This window comes from Streptomyces sp. S186 (genome assembly GCF_051603415.1).
Classification (GTDB): Bacteria; Actinomycetota; Actinomycetes; order Streptomycetales; family Streptomycetaceae; genus Streptomyces.
The window spans coordinates 287,811-305,954 of record NZ_CP193932.1 but is presented as its reverse complement, the minus strand read 5'-3'; the positions used below and the strand labels follow the sequence as shown (position 1 = coordinate 305,954).

General features: G+C 68.9%; 13 protein-coding genes and 1 pseudogene. 7 read left to right on the top strand and 7 right to left on the bottom strand.

The genetic code is table 11. The features are described from left to right. Positions 1-162: 162 nt before the first annotated feature. Both ACRAS8_RS01315 and ACRAS8_RS01310 read right to left on the bottom strand, forming a co-directional pair. Complete coding sequence (locus ACRAS8_RS01315; protein WP_438483871.1) at positions 163-723, bottom strand: LppU/SCO3897 family protein; 561 nt, start codon at positions 721-723, stop codon at positions 163-165. A 391-nt stretch (positions 724-1,114) separates the two neighbouring features. Next, positions 1,115-1,249 (bottom strand): annotated as a pseudogene (locus ACRAS8_RS01310) (dihydrofolate reductase family protein); the annotation flags it as partial. Positions 1,250-1,689: 440 nt separating this feature from the next. Between ACRAS8_RS01310 and ACRAS8_RS01305 the strand changes: the two are divergent. From ACRAS8_RS01305 to ACRAS8_RS01290, 4 genes are all read left to right on the top strand, one after another. After that, positions 1,690-2,586 (top strand): alpha/beta fold hydrolase, encoded by an 897-nt coding sequence (locus ACRAS8_RS01305; RefSeq protein ID WP_438490308.1) that lies wholly within the window; start codon positions 1,690-1,692, stop codon positions 2,584-2,586. 331 nt (positions 2,587-2,917) lie between these two features. Next, entirely contained in the window at positions 2,918-3,337 is a 420-nt protein-coding gene (locus ACRAS8_RS01300; RefSeq protein ID WP_438483870.1) for a TOBE domain-containing protein, read from the top strand. A gap of 197 nt (positions 3,338-3,534) precedes the next feature. Next, positions 3,535-4,371, top strand: a complete 837-nt coding sequence (locus ACRAS8_RS01295) for a M55 family metallopeptidase (RefSeq protein ID WP_438483869.1) — start codon at positions 3,535-3,537, stop codon at positions 4,369-4,371. Between the two features lie 156 nt (positions 4,372-4,527). After that, positions 4,528-5,223 carry an HdeD family acid-resistance protein gene (locus ACRAS8_RS01290; RefSeq protein ID WP_438483868.1) on the top strand — a complete coding sequence of 232 codons (696 nt, stop codon included), beginning with the start codon at positions 4,528-4,530 and terminating at the stop codon, positions 5,221-5,223. 83 nt (positions 5,224-5,306) lie between these two features. Here the strand turns inward: ACRAS8_RS01290 and ACRAS8_RS01285 are convergent, their stop codons facing one another. Further along, positions 5,307-6,062 carry an alpha/beta fold hydrolase gene (locus ACRAS8_RS01285; RefSeq protein WP_438483867.1) on the bottom strand — a complete coding sequence of 252 codons (756 nt, stop codon included), beginning with the start codon at positions 6,060-6,062 and terminating at the stop codon, positions 5,307-5,309. A gap of 1,017 nt (positions 6,063-7,079) precedes the next feature. On the opposite strand from ACRAS8_RS01285, the gene ACRAS8_RS01280 reads away from it, so the two are divergent. Beyond that, entirely contained in the window at positions 7,080-8,012 is a 933-nt protein-coding gene (locus ACRAS8_RS01280) for a C1 family peptidase (RefSeq protein ID WP_438483866.1), read from the top strand. A gap of 144 nt (positions 8,013-8,156) precedes the next feature. Here ACRAS8_RS01280 and ACRAS8_RS01275 read toward each other — a convergent pair whose 3' ends face one another. The 4 genes from ACRAS8_RS01275 to ACRAS8_RS01260 all read right to left on the bottom strand — a co-directional run bounded on the left by ACRAS8_RS01275 (position 8,157) and on the right by ACRAS8_RS01260 (position 12,460). After that, positions 8,157-10,562 carry a caspase, EACC1-associated type gene (locus tag ACRAS8_RS01275; RefSeq protein WP_438483865.1) on the bottom strand — a complete coding sequence of 802 codons (2,406 nt, stop codon included), beginning with the start codon at positions 10,560-10,562 and terminating at the stop codon, positions 8,157-8,159. Beyond that, positions 10,562-10,921: an effector-associated constant component EACC1 gene (locus tag ACRAS8_RS01270; protein ID WP_438483864.1), complete on the bottom strand. Its 360-nt coding sequence runs from the start codon at positions 10,919-10,921 to the stop codon at positions 10,562-10,564. Before ACRAS8_RS01270 ends, ACRAS8_RS01275 begins: the two co-directional genes overlap by 1 nt. 111 nt (positions 10,922-11,032) lie before the next feature. Further along, on the bottom strand, positions 11,033-11,593 hold the full coding sequence (locus tag ACRAS8_RS01265) for a DinB family protein (RefSeq protein WP_438483863.1): 561 nt from the start codon (positions 11,591-11,593) through the stop codon (positions 11,033-11,035). Between the two features lie 129 nt (positions 11,594-11,722). Further along, positions 11,723-12,460, bottom strand: a complete 738-nt coding sequence (locus tag ACRAS8_RS01260) for a (2Fe-2S)-binding protein (RefSeq protein WP_438483862.1) — start codon at positions 12,458-12,460, stop codon at positions 11,723-11,725. A gap of 283 nt (positions 12,461-12,743) precedes the next feature. Between ACRAS8_RS01260 and ACRAS8_RS01255 the strand changes: the two genes are divergently transcribed. Next, positions 12,744-16,307, top strand: coding sequence for a type I polyketide synthase (locus ACRAS8_RS01255; RefSeq protein ID WP_438483861.1), 3,564 nt, complete (start codon positions 12,744-12,746; stop codon positions 16,305-16,307). After that, a complete protein-coding gene (locus ACRAS8_RS01250; RefSeq protein ID WP_438483860.1) occupies positions 16,235-18,130 on the top strand; it encodes a type I polyketide synthase in 1,896 nt (631 codons plus the stop codon). Before ACRAS8_RS01255 ends, ACRAS8_RS01250 begins: the two co-directional genes overlap by 73 nt. The last annotated feature ends 14 nt before the right edge of the window (positions 18,131-18,144 follow it).

The following is an 18,144-nucleotide window of genomic DNA, read 5'->3' as shown; positions in this document are numbered from 1 at the left end:
TCGGTGCCGATGCGCCGTTCTCGACATCGGCGCCGAAGATTCTTTTTCGCCACGGCGGCGCGGATGTCCGAGCACGGCCGGCCGGATCCACTCCCGCCGGCCGGCTCGCCCGGGCCCGGAGCGGGCCCCAGGCGCATGATGCTGCGCTCCGGCGCTATCTGGTCAGGGCCGTCCGGTCGGAGTCACATTCCCTGACGTGCCGCTACGCGGGGCGAGACACAGGAGGTAGGTGTGCGTGATCCGGTGGTGGTGGACGGTGGTGTAGTACTGGCCGTGGTACCGGAAGGTGGCGCCAGGGACGTCCTGGCAACTGCGGGTGCCGATCAGGCCGTCGTACTCGTACCGCTTCGCCACGGTGTAGTTCGCCTTGGCGTCGGAGCACGTGACCTTTTCGACCTTGCTGCCGGGGGCGGTGCTAGCGGCGTGCACACAGTCTCCGACCTTGGCGTGGCGCGGGCTGGTGTCGGAGCCGCCCAGGAAGAAGAACTTCACCACCAGCCCGACGACGAGGGCCAGGCATACCGCGACGACGGCCCACCCGACGCAGCCGAAGTTCCAGCGACTCCTGGCCGGCGCCGGCGCGGGGGCCGGAGGCACGGGCTGTGGTGGGTAGGGCTGCTGAGGCTGCTGTCCGTAGGGCGGATACTGGCCGTATTGGGGCGGCTGTTGGGGTGGGAAGCCGTACGGCTGCTGACCGGGCGAACCAGGCGGCGGTGTGGTCATGAGAGTCCCCCGAAGGCTTGACGTGGATCTGACATGCGCTCGGCAGCCTAACGGGAGCACCGCAGGCCGAGGCGCACGGGGGCCACGCCACCCACCGGCGCCCTGGCCTGGCTGGAGTGCCGCCTGGAAGCGTTCACGACGACGGGGACCCCGGCACACCACCGGGCCGCGGCCACCGCTCACCGCGGCCGCGGCCCGGCTCCAACCTCGCCGACCACGTGCGGCGTCCGCCCCGCGGAACCCGCGGGCCGGCCGCTGCGCACCTGACCCCATGCGCGATGCGGGCGACAAGGCCGGTATGACGTCACCCGTCCCTCGCGGCATGCGCCCCGCGCGGGTGACCGTATGTGGATGCTCAACGCCTCCAGAACAGCAGGTGCGTGCCCCCGCCGGCAGTGGCGCCCGCCCAGGAGAAGAGCGGAGCGGGGTCCGCGTACCCGAAGGACCGCCCTGGGCACTGCCCCTCACCGGCACCGAACCCGTCCCGGGACACGTTGAAGCACTGCACCCGCAACAGCTCTGACATGCGTCCTCCATCTGGCGCCACACCGAACCCAGCGCCGGGAAGCCGGCAACGAACGAAGACAAGGCGCTTACGGTGCTCGTGCGTTGAGCAACGAGCCGCGCCCCGGCCGGGGAACTCCGCCGGACGGATGATCCGGGCGCGCCACCCCGGGCCGTAGGTGTACCCCAGCGCGACGATCCGCTTCGCCCCCTCCTCGAAGTACCCCGAATTCCGGAACTGCCCTGCCTGGGAAGTCAATCGGCCTCGGCAGTGATCCGTGATTCGTGGGCTGATAGGCTCCCAGGCATGTTCGGTATGTTCGTTCCTCTTCGGACCGCGTAAGACGTCCGCCGCCGCAGTCGCTCAGCGACCGCCGCCGACCGAGGAACCCGCAGAAGACCGCTGCATCTCACGGCACTTGCATGCCCCGCGGGTGTGCACCGGACATGGGACTGACCCGTATGACCCCTCTCTCCACCAACTCTCCCCGTCCGCGCCGGGCCCGCGAGGCGAATGCGACGTTCGTGCTCGTGCACGGCGTGTGCACCAGTTCGCTGATGTGGGCCCCGCTCCAGCGCGAACTGGCGCTGCTCGGTCACCGCAGCTTCGCCGTCGACCTCCCGGGGCACGGCTTCGACGCGCAGTACCCGGCCGCCTATCAGGCGCCGCAGGACCTGGACGCGTGGGCTGCCGAGCCGTCGAAACTGGCCGGGGTCACCCTGCAGGACAACGTCGACATGGTCGTCGATGTCGTCCGGCGGATGGCCGGGCACGGGCCGGTGGTACTGGTGGGCGCCAGCCTCGGCGGAACCACCATCACCGGCGTCGGCAACACCATCCCGGACCTGGTGAGCCGCCTCGTCTACATCTCCGGCTGGTCGTGCGTACAGCGCGCCAACCCCATCGAGTACATGCAGGAGCCCGAGTTCGGCGACAACCTGCTCGCACCGCTGGCCGCGCTGAACGTCGGCGACCCCGCCGAACTCGGCGTCGGCCGGGCCAACTACCGCACCGCCGACCCGGTCATGCTGGCCGCGCTCAAGGCGTCGATGATGGCGGACGGCACCGATGAACAGTTCCGGGCCTTCCTCAACATCCTTCAACCGGACGAGTCCCTGGCAGTGATGATGTCCGACGCGCGTGGCCACGCGGACACCTGGGGCACCATCGCCCGCACCTACATCCGTCTCACCGACGACCGGTCGCTTCCCGTGGCCATGCAGGACCGCCTGATCGCCGAAGCCGATGCCCTGACGCCGGACAACCCGTACGACGTGCACACACTGGCCACCAGTCACGTCGGCTTTCTGCTCAAGTCGGCGGAGGTGGCCGGGATCCTCGATCAACTGGCCGTCTGACCGTCTGGCCGTCTGACCCCGAAGGCGGGAACGAACAAACCATCGTTCAGCGAGCTCGCTCTCCTTTTGTCTCCCGTCGGGATTCCGAGTCGGTTGGCGAATTCCGTACCCGGCACGGATTCGGTACCGCAGTTGCCGCCAGGAAAAGGCCATCAGGGTCTCGTTTGCAGGGAGCCGATGGCCTGGGCATATGTGCCAGGTGGCTCCGCGTATTCGGTTGGCGCATGTGACACGATCACGATGGCTGGGTTTTCCACCCGATACTGTCGGTCGCGATGCCGGTCACACAGTGCCCGCCATTCCGATTCCGGATTTGTGAGGGGTTCAAGCTATGGGTATGTCCATTCGTAACCAGATTCCCGGTACCGTCACCGCTGTCACCATCGGTGAGGCCATGGCTTCCGTGAAGGTGCGCCTGGCCGGCGGTCAGGACATCACCGCCGCGATCACCGCCGATGCCGTCAAGGACCTGGGCCTGGCCGAGGGCTCCGCCGTCAGAGCCCTGGTGAAGTCCACCGAGGTCGCCCTCGCAACCGCCCCGGTCGAAGGCGTCTCCATCCGCAACCAGATCCCCGGCACCGTCGCCGACGTCACGACCGGCGGAGCCATGGGTTCGGTGAAGGTCACCGTCGAGGGCGGCGAACTGACCGCCGCCATCACCAAGGACGCCGTCGAGGCTCTCGGCCTGGCCTCCGGGACCTCCGTCGTCGCGCTGATCAAGTCGACCGAGGTCTCCCTCGCCGCCGCCTGACCAAACCCATGCGGGTGCGTGCATATGCGCCTGCGTATGCACAGGCGCGGCCTTCGACGCGAAAGGCAGTCCGCGTAAGCCATCTCCATCCGCGTAAGCCATCTCCACGGTGCACAGGGCGCACAACGGGGTAGGTCGGGACGACAGGACCGCACATCACCCCAATCCACCACACCCCAACCCACCCCACCGCACACGTGGAGCTGCTTGTGAGGATCTTTGTGTCGTCCGACATGGAAGGCACCGCAGGCGTCGTCGACTGGACGCAGTGCCGGCCGCCGGAGCCCGAATACGCCCACTACCGGGGCCTGTTGCAGGAGGAGGTCAACGCCGCCATCGAGGGGGCCATGGCCGGCGGCGCGACCGGATTCCTGGTCAACGACTCGCACGGGAAGATGGCGAACCTGCGCCCCGACGCCCTGGCCGGCCGGGCGCGTTACCTCTCCGGCCGGCACAAGCCCCTATACATGATGCAGGGCCTGGACTCCTCGTTCGACGGCGTTTTCTTCGTCTCGTACCACGGCTCGATGGCGGCCGGGCCGGCTGCTCTCTCGCACACCTACAACCCACTGGCGATCAGCGAGGTGCTGCTCAACGGCGTCACCGCGGGGGAGAGCGGCATCAACGCACTGGTGGCGCTGGGGCACGGCGTACCCGTGGTGCTGATCACCGGGGACGATACGACGGCCGCCGAGATCGAGCCGTTCTGCCCGGGCATCCACAGCGCCGTGGTCAAGTCGTCGGTGTCCCGGTTCGCCGCCGACAGCCTGCACCCCACCGAGGCCCGCGCACTGATACGCCAGGCCGCCTACGAAGCGGTACGCGCCCTGCCTCAGGCCACCCCGCCGAGCATCGCGCTGCCGGCCACGCTCACCGTACGTTTCCGCAACCCCGACCTGGCGGAGATGGCCACCTGGATCAACGGCATCGAACGTGCCGACGCCGTCACCGTTCGCCTGACCGACGAGGACCCGATCCGCCTCTACCGCAGGTTCGTCACCGCCGTCCTGCTCACGCGGGGCATCGGAGAGTGACCATACGGTGCAGGTGAACGGGCTGGGTCGGGAAGGGGTGCACAGCCGCCGCCTCTCCCCGAGCGCGACGGGGCCGAACGAGTGACGATGGAGACGATGGAACGGAATCGGAATGCCCTGATCTGACCAAGCTGGGCTCTGAGCGAGGGAGGCAGCATGACATTCCCCTCCGATCCCGCGGGCGGCGGCCCGCCACGTGAGCCGCGGCCGGAGGCGACGACCTCACCGGCCGACGAAGCCCTGGGCGCCATGGCGAACCTCGGCTGGCAAGCCCTGATCACCATCGGCCTGGCATCGATCGCGTTGGGCGTGGTCGTTCTGTCCTGGCCGGGCGAGACACTGCGCGTCGTCGGAGTGGTCTTCGGCATCTACCTGCTGGTCAGCGGTGTCTTCCAACTCGCCGCGGCCTTCGGCGCGCACGTCCCCGGGCATCTGCGGGCGCTGCACTTCATCACGGGCGCGGTCAGTGTGCTGCTCGGGCTCATCTGCTTCCGGGGCATCCTGCAGTCGATCTTCCTGCTCGCCCTCTGGATCGGCTTCGGCTGGCTGCTGCGCGGCATCATGATGACGGCGGCGGCCGGGTCCGCACCCGCCATGCCCGCACGCGGGTGGCAGATGTTCCTGGGAATCCTCACCCTCCTCGCGGGCATCGTGCTGGTGGTATCGCCGTTCTCCTCGATCGCCGTGCTCACCTTGGTGGCCGGAATCATGGCCATCGTCCTGGGTGCGGTCGAGGTGTTCCACGCCATCCGGCTACGCGTCGAAGCCGGGCGCCTCACACCCGGAACCGCCGGCAAGCACCGCAAATCCCTGCGGTCCCTGTTCCATCCGCACCCGCACCCGCAGCACTGACCCCACTGACCCCCACACTTGCCCCCAGCGCCGGCCCCGCAGCAGTGAACACCTGCTGCGGGGCCGGCTGCGCGTCAGCAGCGTCAGCTACGGAGGAAGCTCTCCAGGGCGGTGGCGAAGGCCACCGGGACTTCGTACATCGGGTAGTGGCCGGAGTTGGCGAGGATCTCCAGTTCAGCCTGCGGATAGTGGGTGAGCCAGGTGCTACGCATCGCCTCGGGCGTCAGAGCAAGGTCGTGCTCACCGACGAAGACCTTCACGGGGTGGGGGCTGTCGGCCACTTTGGCGGCGAAGTCCTGGGTGGTCCACTCGGTCAGATAGGCGGCGAAGGCTTCCGGCCGGGAGACGGCGACCGAGCGGGACGTCATCGCATCCAGCCACCGGTCGCATGCCCGATGGCCGGTGACCAGGTCGAGAATGGCCCGCCGATTGGCCGGGTTCTGTGCCGCGCCGTGAAACAGCTCGTAGGCGTCGCCCTCAAGTGCGTAGGCGCTGGCGGGGACCGGCGCGACTCCCACCAGCTTGCGCACCCGCTGCGGTGACTGGGCCAGTACGCGCTGCGCCGCCTTGCCGCCCATGGAGTGCCCGACCACGGAGAATGTGTCCCAGCCCAGTTGGTCGGCCAAGGCATGTGCGTCCGAGGCGATCTCGGCAAGCGTGAACTCGCCGGCCACGTCCTGCCGGTCGCCGTAGCCGCGGTAGTCGAGAAAGGCGTAGCCGAATTCCTCCGGATCCAGGTGGTCGAGGAACTGCCCCCAGGCCGCACTGGTGCCGAACCAGTCATGCAGGACCAGGACCTTGTGCGCGCCGTTTCCCATGATGCGGTGACTGATCGTCATGCCGAGAGCTCCCATCGCGTGGAGTGACGGCCGATATTTTCCCCGCCGACGCAGCCCTACTCCGCATTCCCTCGGATGCCGACCATCAGCCTCGCGACTTGGCATGTGCATGATTGCTCGCGGTGTGACGAGGGTTCACGGTGCGGGCTTTGGCGGCGAGTTCAATGATCGGCGTCCGGCGAGTTCCATGTCGGTGTCCATCGTGTGCCCACCCAAGCCCATGAGAGAGGAAAGAGAAGGAAAAGGAAGGAGGCGTGGTCGGTGGTGGGTGCATCGTCCGCCGGGGCGGTTCCGCCGGTCGACCTCGTCCCTCCCGACGGTTGCGTCCACCCCGTCCGAGCGTCGCTCGTCAACCGCATCTCCCCTGGCCACGCAAGCGAACCCGCGGCTGGTGTCACCCCACAGGCACCACCAACACCACCGGCAGGCAAGAGTGGATATCCCTCTCGCACTGCCACACATCAACATGCTTGAGATCTTTGGGTATTCGCGTCACACATGCCTCAACTGGCCGCCGTACAAGGGCTTTCGGCGAGATTGACGCGCGGTGCCGGAGCCGCATAACTTCCCACCCCAAGTCGGCCCGCCGAACAGAAGTTCCACCGGAACGCACCGATGGAACCTCCGGCATCGGCGGTCCGGCGCTGCAGGCTCCTTACCCCCCACCCGCGGGAGCCGCCCGGGCACACCACGGCCATTTCCTGACGGCCGATGCGCACAGGCTGCTTCCCTATGCAAGGAGACTCCGTTGCGGACCTCGTCTGAATCCCGAACGCGCCGCGCCAGAGCACGCGCCGCCCGCAACTCACGTGCCTTTCAGGGGCGTTGAGACCCCTGCTTGTCGCAGCTCGGCAGGTATCACCTGGTCAGGTCCAGCGCGGGCCCGCCAGTCCGCATCACCGGACGCCAGGCACGCTCACCCCGTCGCTCGTCCAAGCTCCGCCGGCCGGCCCCGGTCGGCGGCCGTGACCCGCATCGGGTCAACAGAACCATCGTCCCCCTGAGGAGACCCCCCACATGAACCCCTCGCACAAGAAGACGACGAACAAGAGAGCGCGCGCCGTCATCGCCGTGGCCGTCGGCGGCGCCCTCGTCGCCGTGTCCGGCAGCATTGCCCTGGCCTCGGGCGCGCCCGCCACCCACACCCCCACCACCACTGCACACCAGCACTACGCACTCGGCGCCAAGTTGCCGTCCGGCGGCAAGGTGAGCACGTTCGCCACGCACGCCTCACTCGCCTCCCGCCTCGCGGCCCTCTCTCCGCACAAGGACGGCGCGCCCAACAACGTGCCGGACAGCGTGGACCTGAGCAAGTACGCGATCGACCCGGGCAACCAGGGGCACGTCGGCTCCTGCGTGTCCTGGGCCATCGACTACTCCGGCTACAGCATCCAGGAGAAGCAACAGGGCATCACCACCGGCCCGCAGGCGCCCATGTACACCTACGCCCAGATAGCCAAGGGCAACGACCAGGGCAGCACCCCGGACGCGACGTTCAGCATCGCGGAGTCGCAGGGCGTCGACTCGAAGGCGGACTACAGCCAGGGCGACTTCGACTTCACCACTCAGCCGACCGACGCCGAGCGGCAGAACGCCGCGCACTGGAAGCTGTCGGGCCACACCCAACTGCACACCGGCAACCAGATCCAGGCCGACGTGAAGCAGGCCCTCGCCGACGGCGAGCCGGTCGCCATCTCGCTCCCGGTCCACCAGAGCTTCCAGGACATCAACCAGCAGCAGGCGGCGGACTACTCCTATCAACCCGGCGGCGCCGAGGACCCGGTGCTCGGCGGCCACGAGATCACCATCGTCGGCTACAACAACCAGGGCGTCCGCGTCGAGAACTCCTGGGGCGGCAACTGGGGCGACGGCGGCTACATCAACCTGTCCTGGGACTTCCTGGCCAGCCAGGTCGAGGAGGCCAACGCCATCGGCAAACTCGTCCAGTAGCGCCGGCTGGACCCGCGGTGGTGTGGTGCCCGCGGGCCACACCCCGTTCCTCCTCACCATGCCGTAGAACATCCCCCAACCCCTGATCGACAGTGGGTGGCACGGCAAGGCCCGCACGGAGACGCCGTGCGGGCCTGTGAGGCGTTACGGGGAGGGGGGTACGGGGCACTCCTGGGCGGGCGGGTGGCCCAGGGGCCAGGCCAGGGAGACGAAGACGTCGGATTCCTTGTGCGGGTCGAGGCCGACGAGGGCGACGGCCTTGTCGTACGGGTTCCCGTATCGGTCCAGGCAGAGCCAGCCGCCGGCGCCCTGGAACTTGTGCACACCGTGAAACCGGTGGAGCCATCCCGACACGTCCTGCTGAGCAGGCGGCTGCTCCGGGTTCTCGGGCGTGGTCGCCGCGCGGATGGCGGTGATGGCCGTCAGCGCCGAGTCGTACGCGGCGATGGTCGAGCCGTCGATCGCGACGGAGCTGTGGGCCGCGGGCATGCGAGCGGCGAGAGCCTTCAGTTCCGCCATGGCCGATCGGGACCCGTCGAACTCGGAGGAACCGTCCTTCTGCCACATGTCGGGATGGCCGACGGTTGCATACCGCACCGTGATCCCGCCGCCGAGTGCCCGCCAGTCGAATCCCTTGTCGGTGAGGGCGGCTGCGGCGTCGGAGCCGGTGGCGACGGTGAACTTCCGGTCGAGGCAGCTGCGTCTGGCGACTGCGCGAAGGAACTGCCGTAGCTGGGGCTCCCGTCCGGCGAAGTAGATCACCTTGGTCGGTGAGCTGCAGAGGGAAGCGGCCATGCCCCTCCAGTAGGAGCCGGACGCACTCGTGGTGTTGCTGCTGCCCGTCGTCCTGGAGTCGAACTGCTCGGGCGCTCGCGAGCCGCCTGCGGTGAGCCTCTCGAACGCCGCTTTGAGAGCCTTGACGTAGACATCGTCGTAGCGGGTGTCCTCAACGACCAGCGCCTCGTCCGGCCGGATCCCGCGGTAGAGGGTACCGAGCGACACGGCCTGTTCGGTGATGGTGGGGGAGACCCTCACCAGGCCCGGGTACGCGTCCGGACGCTGTGGGGCGTTGACGATGTCGTCGGCATCGGACTGGGTGACCACCGGGACCTGATGCCGCATCAAGTATGCGATGGCGTCAGCGGTGTTGTGCGTACGCGCACTGAAGCCGATCACGGCGCGCAGCGCATGGTGAGCGTCGTCGGCCATCGCTCGGAGCTGCTCGGCGACGGATGCGCCCTGCGCCCCGTCGCCGCCGGAGTTCGCCAGTACGAGGCGGATCTTGGGGGCAGGCCCCTTGATCTCGATGTGGTTGGCCTTGTACTGCGCCAGCTGGGCTCCCTGTAGTTCGTGCAGGAGCCTTGTGCGGGGGGCGCCGCTGGATGAGGCCGACGAGGCCGCCAACGCTGACGACGTCATGGCGTCCATCACGGCGATGGTGACCGACGGACCATCCGCGATACGGTCGATACGGTCGTTCTCCTGCCTGATGCGCAGGGTGATATCCGCAAGGTCAGGGGCGAACGACACGCTGCCGTCGCTGACTCCGATGCACTCGCCTCCGCGCGACTCCATTCCGTTGCCACAGGCAGTGGCGGGGGACCTCACAAGCCAGCACAGGCCCAGCGCGCCCGCGACGGCGGCCAGCGCGGTCCCGCCGGCGACCAGCCGGTTGATCCGCCGGACAACCCGCTGGGTCCGTATCCACGCGTCGACGCGTTGGCCGCGGTCGGGGGGACCGGCATTCGACAGCACGAGCCGTGACGCCGGCTCGTCCTGGCCGTCATGTTCTCCAGTCCGCTCTCCGGAATGCCTGGCCTGGCGGTTGCGTGCCAGGGCGATGGCATGGCCGCCGTTGCGGCTCCGTTGTTGCGGGACCGGGCGCCCCTTCGCCGTGAGTTCACGATGTATGTGGGAGTAGAGCGCGTGCATGTCCAGGGGGTCGGGGGCGTGGGGAACGCCATCGGCGATGACCCTGAGCAACTCGCCGGTGAACGCGGTGAATTCCTCCCCCTCCGGAGCGAGCGCCAGCTTGGTCTCGGCGGCGGCCGTCATGACGTACGTTCCCTCGACCACGCTCTGGTCGGCCATGGCGACCGGAGCGCTCATGTAGCCCTGGAGCGCGCGCCCGCTGTAGCAGCAGTCCAGGATCACCACTCGACTGCGCGCCGTGCATTCGTGCACCAGCTCATGACGCAGCCAGTCGTAGGCCACCGCGTCGTAGAGACGCCCGGAATGTGAGTGGGGCAGCGCCAGGTAGAGGTCTGCTTGGACAGACAACAGTCCGTGGCCCGCGAAGTAGACCAACACGGCGTCCTCGGCCTCGGCCGCTGCCCTGTGGAGGGCGTCGAGCACCGCACCAGGGGACTCGGGATTGGTCAGGACGACGCAGTTGTCCGGGTGGAGCCCCCACGAATCGGGGCCGGTGAGCAGCTTCGCGAGCTCGCGGATGTTGTTGGCCACGGCCGGCAGGTCGTGGAGGCCCTCGTCCTCGTACGCATCCACTCCGATGAGCACGGCGCGGGATGCCGAGGGGGCGGGTAGACCCATTACGCGCTGCCTGCGGGATCGTCAGTACTCAGCTCTCGCACGATGCGGCGCACCGTCTCCTCGGAGCCGTCGCGCACCGTGATCGACACACCGTTGACCGTGAGGGTGATCGCCGGGGCCGTGGGGCGCGCCGCTCGCCACGCGGCGTAGGAGAGTGCCAGGTTCAGTGCGGAGAAGCCCTGCCCGAGGACCATGTTGACGACGTCCAACGCCCCCATCGTGCCGGGAGATTGCTGGGCGGCTTCCAGACTCAGATCCGCGTGGTTGCGGACGTCCGGGTCCTGCCGCAGCCACCCGTACAGGTCACGGAGGGCAACTCCGCCGTCGTCGTCCGCCGCGGTGCTGATTCGGATCGCCATAGCTCCCCGTTCCGTTCCTCTTCCAGAGCCCAACTCTATGAGAACGCCAATAATAGAGACGGGAGTTGGGGGACGGGGCCGGTTGTGGGACAGGAGGAGATCCCGTCCTCGTTACTGACCCACCCTTCCGTCGATGCACTCGCGCAACAGGTCGGCGTGCCCGCAGTGCCGGGCGTACTCGTCGACCCTGTGCACCAACAGTTCCCGAACCGCGATCCCGTCCATCCCCACGCGCTCGCCCAGGTCCGGATGCCCGGCCAGTGCGGCGTCGGTCGCGGCCTGTTCGCGCTCCAGATCGCGGAACGCCGCCTCGACCACGGCCGGCTCGGCAACCGCTCCGTCGAAGTCCGAGTCCCTCTCGCCGTACAGCTTCGGCAGTGGGTCGCCGTCGCTGATCCAGTTGCGCCAGTTCCGTTCCACCTCGGCGAGGTGCCGAACCAGACCGAGCAGCGACATCGTCGACGGGGGAACCGACCGACGTGCCAGTTGCTCGGCATCCAGGCCCTCGCACTTCATCCGCAGGGTCAGGCGGTAGTCCCTCAGGAGGTCCTGCACCGTCGCCAGCTCGCCGTCCGGACTGGGCCCGTCGTTGTTGCGGGGGTCGTCGTCCGGATCGACCCACATGTCGGGGTAGACAGTTGCCGTGGTCCATCGCGCGGGGTGTTCACTCATGCGTGGCATGCTGGTGTGCGACGGCCCAAGTCCGCTACCGGATTTCCACGCTTCCGCATCGGGAGCAGCTGACCGATCGCTGTGCCCCGGCGGCCTGGGGCGGTGTCCCGTGGGTTCCCGTTCCGGCCGCTACCGCCCGGCCTGCCGAAGCACGCAGTCTCCGCACAGTCCTCCGCCAGGAACGCGGTAGTACAGGCAGCAACTGCGCCGGGAAAACTGCGGAGCGGCAGGATCAAGCGTGCCCGAGTCGTGCAGAAGCGGGTCGTCGAGCATGGATGCGGTCAGTGTCGCGGCGCGTTCCGCTGCCTCCCTGCGGCCTGTCCTGCGGCACCAACCATCCAGCACACGAAGGGCGCCGACCAGCGCCGAGGCCGCGTTGCCCCAGAGCAGCCGGGGCGAGATCGGGCACACGGTGCTGATGGCCCGTTGTAGCGGCACCAGATGCCCCTGCAGAACCGCTGCCTGCAGTCGGCTCGTCACGTCCTCCTCGGAGGTTGCCGGCGGTGCGGACGAGGTGGGGAGCCAGAGTTCGTCCGGTACGCTCCGGGCCGGATGCCACCACAGAGTGTCGCTGCCGAGATCGGGGACGCGTCCCGCCAGCACCGCCGGTGCGAGGGCGATCGACCACAGGCGTCCGGCGAGTCCCTGGTGAACGAGGGACGCGGCGACCCGCCGTTCTGCTGTACCGAGCCGCGTGGCCACCACCTCCACCCGCTTGTGCAACGCCAGTGGGGAGTCCTGTCGGTACAGCTCAGGCAGGGGGAGAAAGCCCTGTTCCCGTGGTGCTCCGGCGTTGGTCCGTACGGAGAAGAACGGCCCCACGGCGGCGGTGCGGCAGAGGGTTTCCGCCATCGATTCCGGTGGCAACGGTCCTCCTCGGTTCGGGTTGGGGGGCTGGGCCGGACCCGGTAGCTGCTTCCTGAGCCAGCTCGCGGTGCTCGATCCTATCGGGCCAGCTGTGCGCCCCCGTCATGCTGCAATGCGCCGTGTAATACCAGTATTTGCTCTGGTGCGGAGAAGCGATAGCGAATTCCGTGGCTTGGGGTGGGTACCGGTGGCTGAGGGACTACCGGCGTAAGGGCTGGAGCTTGGGACCTGGAAGCGTAGGCGTAGGGCGGGTATCACACAGGAACGTAGGAAAGGGGTCCCCGTGGGAAGAGATTCGGTTGTCGGGTGCGAGCCGGTCGCCATCGTGGGTATGGCCTGCCGGTTCCCCGGTGGCGCGAGCTCACCCGAGGCGTTTTGGACAATTCTCGAAGAAGGCCGGGATGTGCTCTCGCCCTTTCCGTCGGACAGGGGCTGGGAACGTGGTCTCCATGACCCTGATCCGGAGGCATCCGGCAAGGTCTCGCTTCCCCGGAGCGGATTCCTGCACGATGCGGCCGAATTCGATGCCGAGTTCTTCGGATTGTCCCCGCGCGAAGCCTCGGCAACGGACCCGCAGCAACGACTGTGGCTGGAGATCTGCTGGGAGGCTCTGGAACATGCCCGGCTGGATCCGCACTCTCTGCGCGGCAGCCGAACCGGCGTCTTCGCGGGATTGACGAATACGGATTACGGCATGCGGTGGATGACCGGGGGCCGCGGGCTGGAGGAGTATCAGGGGCATCTGCTGGTCGGCAGTACCAACGCGGTCGCCTCGGGCCGGGTGTCGTACCTGCTCGACCTGGCGGGCCCCGCACTGACCGTGGACACGGCCTGCTCGTCGTCCCTGGTGACCGTGCATCTGGCCTGTCAGTCGCTGCGGCGCCAGGAGTGCACCCTGGCGCTCGCGGGCGGCGTCACTTTGCAAGCCACGCCCGGAGTCCTGCAGGATTTCAGCCGTCAACGGGGATTCTCCGCCGACGGCCGGGTGAAGTCCTTCGCGGCGTCCGCCGACGGTACGGCCTTCGGCGAGGGGGCCGGCGTGCTGCTCCTGGAACGATTACCGGACGCCCGGCGCAACGGGCACCGCGTCCTGGCGGTGATACGGGGCACCGCCGTCAACCAGGACGGTGCCAGTGCCCAGTTGACCGCCCCCAGCGGGTCGGCCCAGGCAAGCGTGATCCGCAGTGCTCTGGCGGACGCGGCAGTGGCACCGACCGACATCGACGCGCTGGAGGGGCACGGCACAGCCACCCTGCTGGGGGACCAGCACGAGCTGCAGGCGGTGTTGGACACCTACGGACAGCGACGCAGGCCGGAACGGCCTCTGTGGTTGGGGTCGGTGAAATCCAACATCAGTCACACGATGTCAGCTGCCGGTGCCGCCGGGATCATCAAGATGGTCCTGGCGCTCCAACACGGGCTGCTGCCACGCACTCTGCATGTGGATGCGCCCACCCCACGTGTGGACTGGGGCCCGGGCACCGTCCGGCTCCTGACCGAGCCGCGGGAATGGCCCCGCCGCCCTGACCGGCCGCGCCGCTGCGCCGTGTCGGGCTTCGGGATCAGCGGCACCAACGCCCATGTCGTCCTTGAAGAGGCGCGACCACCTGAGCTTCCGTCCACCACAGACGCCCCCACCACACAGCTGCCTCTCATCCCCTGGGCCGTCTCCGCGAAGTCCCGTACGGCGCTGCGAGCCCAGGCACGTGCCCTGGCGGCACATGCCGAAGCCCATCCTGAGCTGAGCGCTCTCGACCTCGCGTATGCGCTGGTCACGACGCGCAGTCACTTCAGCCATCGCGCGCTGTTCCTGGCCCGTGAGCGCGACGAACTCATCGGCGCAGCCCGCGCTCTCGCCGAGGACCGCCCCACGCCCGACACCTTCTCCGCCGTCCCCTCGCTTCCTTCCAGCGGACCGGTGATGATCTTCCCGGGGCAGGGCGCGCAGTGGCCGGGCATGGCGGCGGAGCTGTTGGACACGTGCGTCCCGTTCGCCGAGCACATGGAGCGTTGTGCCGAGGCGCTCGCTCCGTTCGCGGACTTCTCCCTGATCGATGTGGTGCGCGAGCGGCCGGGGACGCCTCCGGTCGACCGGATCGACGTGCTGAGCCACACCATGTTCGCCGTACTGACCTCACTGGCCGAGCTGTGGCGCCACTACGGGGTTGAGCCGGCGGCCGTGGTGGGGCATTCGCAAGGGGAAATAGCGGCCGCGTATATCGCGGGGGTGCTCTCCTTGGAGGATGCCGCCAGGGTCGTGGGGATCCGCGGTGACGCGCTGTCAAGGCTCGCCGGTGCCGGCGGCATGCTGGCGACAGCACTGCCGTTACCGGCGCTGCGACCGCGGATCGAGAGCGCGCGGGGCCGCCTGTCGCTGTGCGCGGTCAACAGCCCGCACAGCACGGTGGTGTGCGGGAGCGACGACGCTCTGGACGCACTGGAACGGGAGTTGACCGCCGCCGGCGTGCGAACCCGCCGCCTGGATACGGATGTCGCCGTGCACTCGGCCCAGGTGGAGCAGATCCGGGACGAGATACTCAACGGCCTGGCGGGCCTCACACCCCGCTCCGCGCGGATTCCGCTGTACTCCACGGTGACCGGGGGACGGGTGGACGGCTCGGAGATGAGTGCCGGATTCTGGTACCGCAACACCAGGGAGCCCGTCTCCTTCGAAGCCGCCACCCGGACCCTGCTGAGCGACGGATTCCGGCACTTCATCCAGTGCAGCGCCCATCCGGTACTCACCGCCGCGCTTGAGGAGATCGCCGAGGACCAGAACACCGAGATCCTGGCGCACGGCACATTGCGGCGCGGCCACGGTGACCGGGCACAGATGCTGCGGGCGATCGGCGAAGCACATGTCTGCGGGGCCGAGGTGGACTGGACTTCCGTGTTCACCGGTACCCGGGCCCAGGCAGTGGATCTCCCCACCTATCCGTTCCAGCGCCGGCGCTACTGGTTGCCGCTGCCCGATCTCGGTCCGCGGACGACCTCCCACTCCGCGGATCACCCGCTTCTGGACACGGCCGTGGAGAACGCGGAGACGGGCCAGACACTGTTCTCCGGTGTGATCTCGCGGGATGCGCCTGGCTGGCTCGCCGACCATGTGCTCATGGGAAGCACGGTGGTCCCCAGCACCGCACTGGTGGAGATGGCCCTGCACGCGGGGACTGCCTGCGGCTTCCCCACTCTGGACGAGTTGACGGTGCAGACCCCGCTGGTGCTTCCCGAGCAGGGAGCGGTACAGCTCCAGATCGCGGTGGCGCCGCCGGAGGAGGGCCGCTGCCGTATCAGTGTCTTCGCGCGTGAGGACCAGGGCATACCGGCCGCGGGTGGCCCTCGGGCTGCCTGGACCTGCCATGCCGAGGGACGGGTGTCGGCGCGGGACGTGGTGGCGGACGCCGGCCCCGAAGCGTGGCCGCCACCCGGAGCACACGCCGTAGACATCAGCGCGCTGTATGAACGCCTCCGTGCCCGGGGCTACGACTACGGGCCGGCCTTCCAGGGAGTGCGACGGGTCTGGAGCGACGGCGACGTGCTGTATGCCGAAGTGGTCGCAGCGCGGGAGGCGGGGAGCGACTGCGATCGGTACGGGGTGCATCCGGCACTTTTCGACGCAGCCCTGCAGACCCTGACCGCCGCTCACCTGTCCGGGACTCCCGAGGGCGCGTCGGCACCCCTGGTGCCCTTCGCCTGGAGCGGGGTCTCGCTGCGTCAACGGGGCGCGACCGCGTTGCGCGTCGTGATCGCCCCGCGCCCGAGGACCGCGGCAGGATGCGGCTCGCCGTCTTCGACCAGGCAGGTCGGGCCGTGCTCCAGGTGGACACTCTCGTGGGCCGCGCCGTGACAGGCGACCAACTGGCGCTCGCCACCGGACGATGGCGCGAAGACCTGTACCGCTTGTCGTGGTCGGAGGCCCGTCCCGCCGCCGACAGTCCCGCACCGGCCCCGGTGGCGGTCGTGGGGGACGGTGGGGAGTGGCTGTGGGCCGCCGGCGCGGATACCGCTGTCCACCCGGACTGGACGGCCCTGCGTGCGGCGGTCAAAGCAGGCGATGTCCTGCCTGAGACGGTGTGCTTCACCGTCCGCGGCGAAGACGTCCGGGGAGAAGACGTCCGCGACGAAGGCGTCCGCGGTGAACACGTCCGTGCCGCAACGCATCGCGCTCTGTACAGCGTTCAGGATTGGCTGGATGACGAACAGTTCCGGTCCTCCCGCCTGGTGCTGGTGACACGGGGGGCCGTGGCCCTGGCCGCCGGCCAGGATGCGCCCGACCTCGCGGGTGCGGCCTGTGCGGGACTGATCCGGGCAGCGGAGTCCGAACACCCCGGACGGTTCGCGGTGATCGACGTCGACGGTGACGCCACCCCTGCCGCCTTCGAGCGCGCCCTGTCCCTACGGGAGCCAACGGCAGCGGTGCGAGGGAGCCGGGTCTTCGTCCCCCGGCTCTCCCCAGCACATGTGCCCACCGCCCGCACGGAGCCACCGCTCGACCCTGAGGGCACCGTACTGATCACGGGGGGAACCGGTGCCCTGGGCGGCCTGCTCGCCCACCACCTGGTCACCCGGCATGGCGCCCGCCACCTCCTGCTGCTCAGCCGACGCGGCGCACAAGCCCCCGGCGCCGCCGAACTGGCCGGCCGCCTGTGCGCAGCAGGAGCGCAGGTGAGCATCGTCGCGGCCGACGCCGGCGAACGACGAGCGTTGGAACAGGTGCTGGCGGACATCCCTGCCGCGCACCCGCTCACCGCTGTGGTCCATGCGGCAGGAATCACCGATGACGGCGTGGTGAGTGCCATGACGGTGGAGAGGATGGACACGGTTCTGCGGCCCAAGGCGGACGCGGCCGTCCTCCTCCACGAACTCACCGAGCACCTCGACTTGTCGATGTTCGTACTGTTCTCGTCGGCAAGTGGGTTGCTGGGCAACGCCGGACAGGCCAACTACGCGGCGGCCAACGCCTTCCTGGACGCGCTGGCCTGTCATCGGGCCAGCCGGGGCCTTCCCGCGACAGCACTCGCCTGGGGCCTGTGGGAACCCCAGCACGGCATGGGCGCGAAGCTGAGCGAGGTGAACCGGGCTCGCCTGGCACACCTCGGGATGACCGCACTGCCGGGCCTCGACGGACTGGCCCTCTTCGATGCCGCCGTGGCCCTGGGAGAGCCCCTGCTCATCCCCATGCGTCTGGACGAACAGCGGCTGGACGAACAGCGGTTGGCGACCGGTGAAACGGCACTGGACAGCTCTTCCCAGCAGGACTCGCAGACGGCCGACATCATGTGCGCCCTCCGCGGCCTGCCCCCGAGCGAGCAGGAGGCCGCCGTGCTGGCCTTCGTCCGCGAGCATGCGGCAGCGGTGCTGGCGCACTCCCGGCCCGCGAGCCTTGACGTCGACGCCCCCTTCAACTCGCTGGGCTTCGACTCCCTGATTGCGATTCAGTTCCGCAACCGGATCAACAAGTCCAGCGGCCTGGAGCTGCCCGCCACGCTGGTCTTCGAGTACCCGGACATCCGCGCGGTCGCCCACTTGATCAGCCAGAAGCTCACCGGCCCGTCCCAACCGGCCGACGCGGGTCAGGCCACCCCGCGGAGCGAAGTGGAGACCATCCAAGCCATGAGCGCGGACGAACTCATCCGCCTGGCGCTGCCCGACACCCCGTCCCCGTCCTGAGCACGATCGGAGAA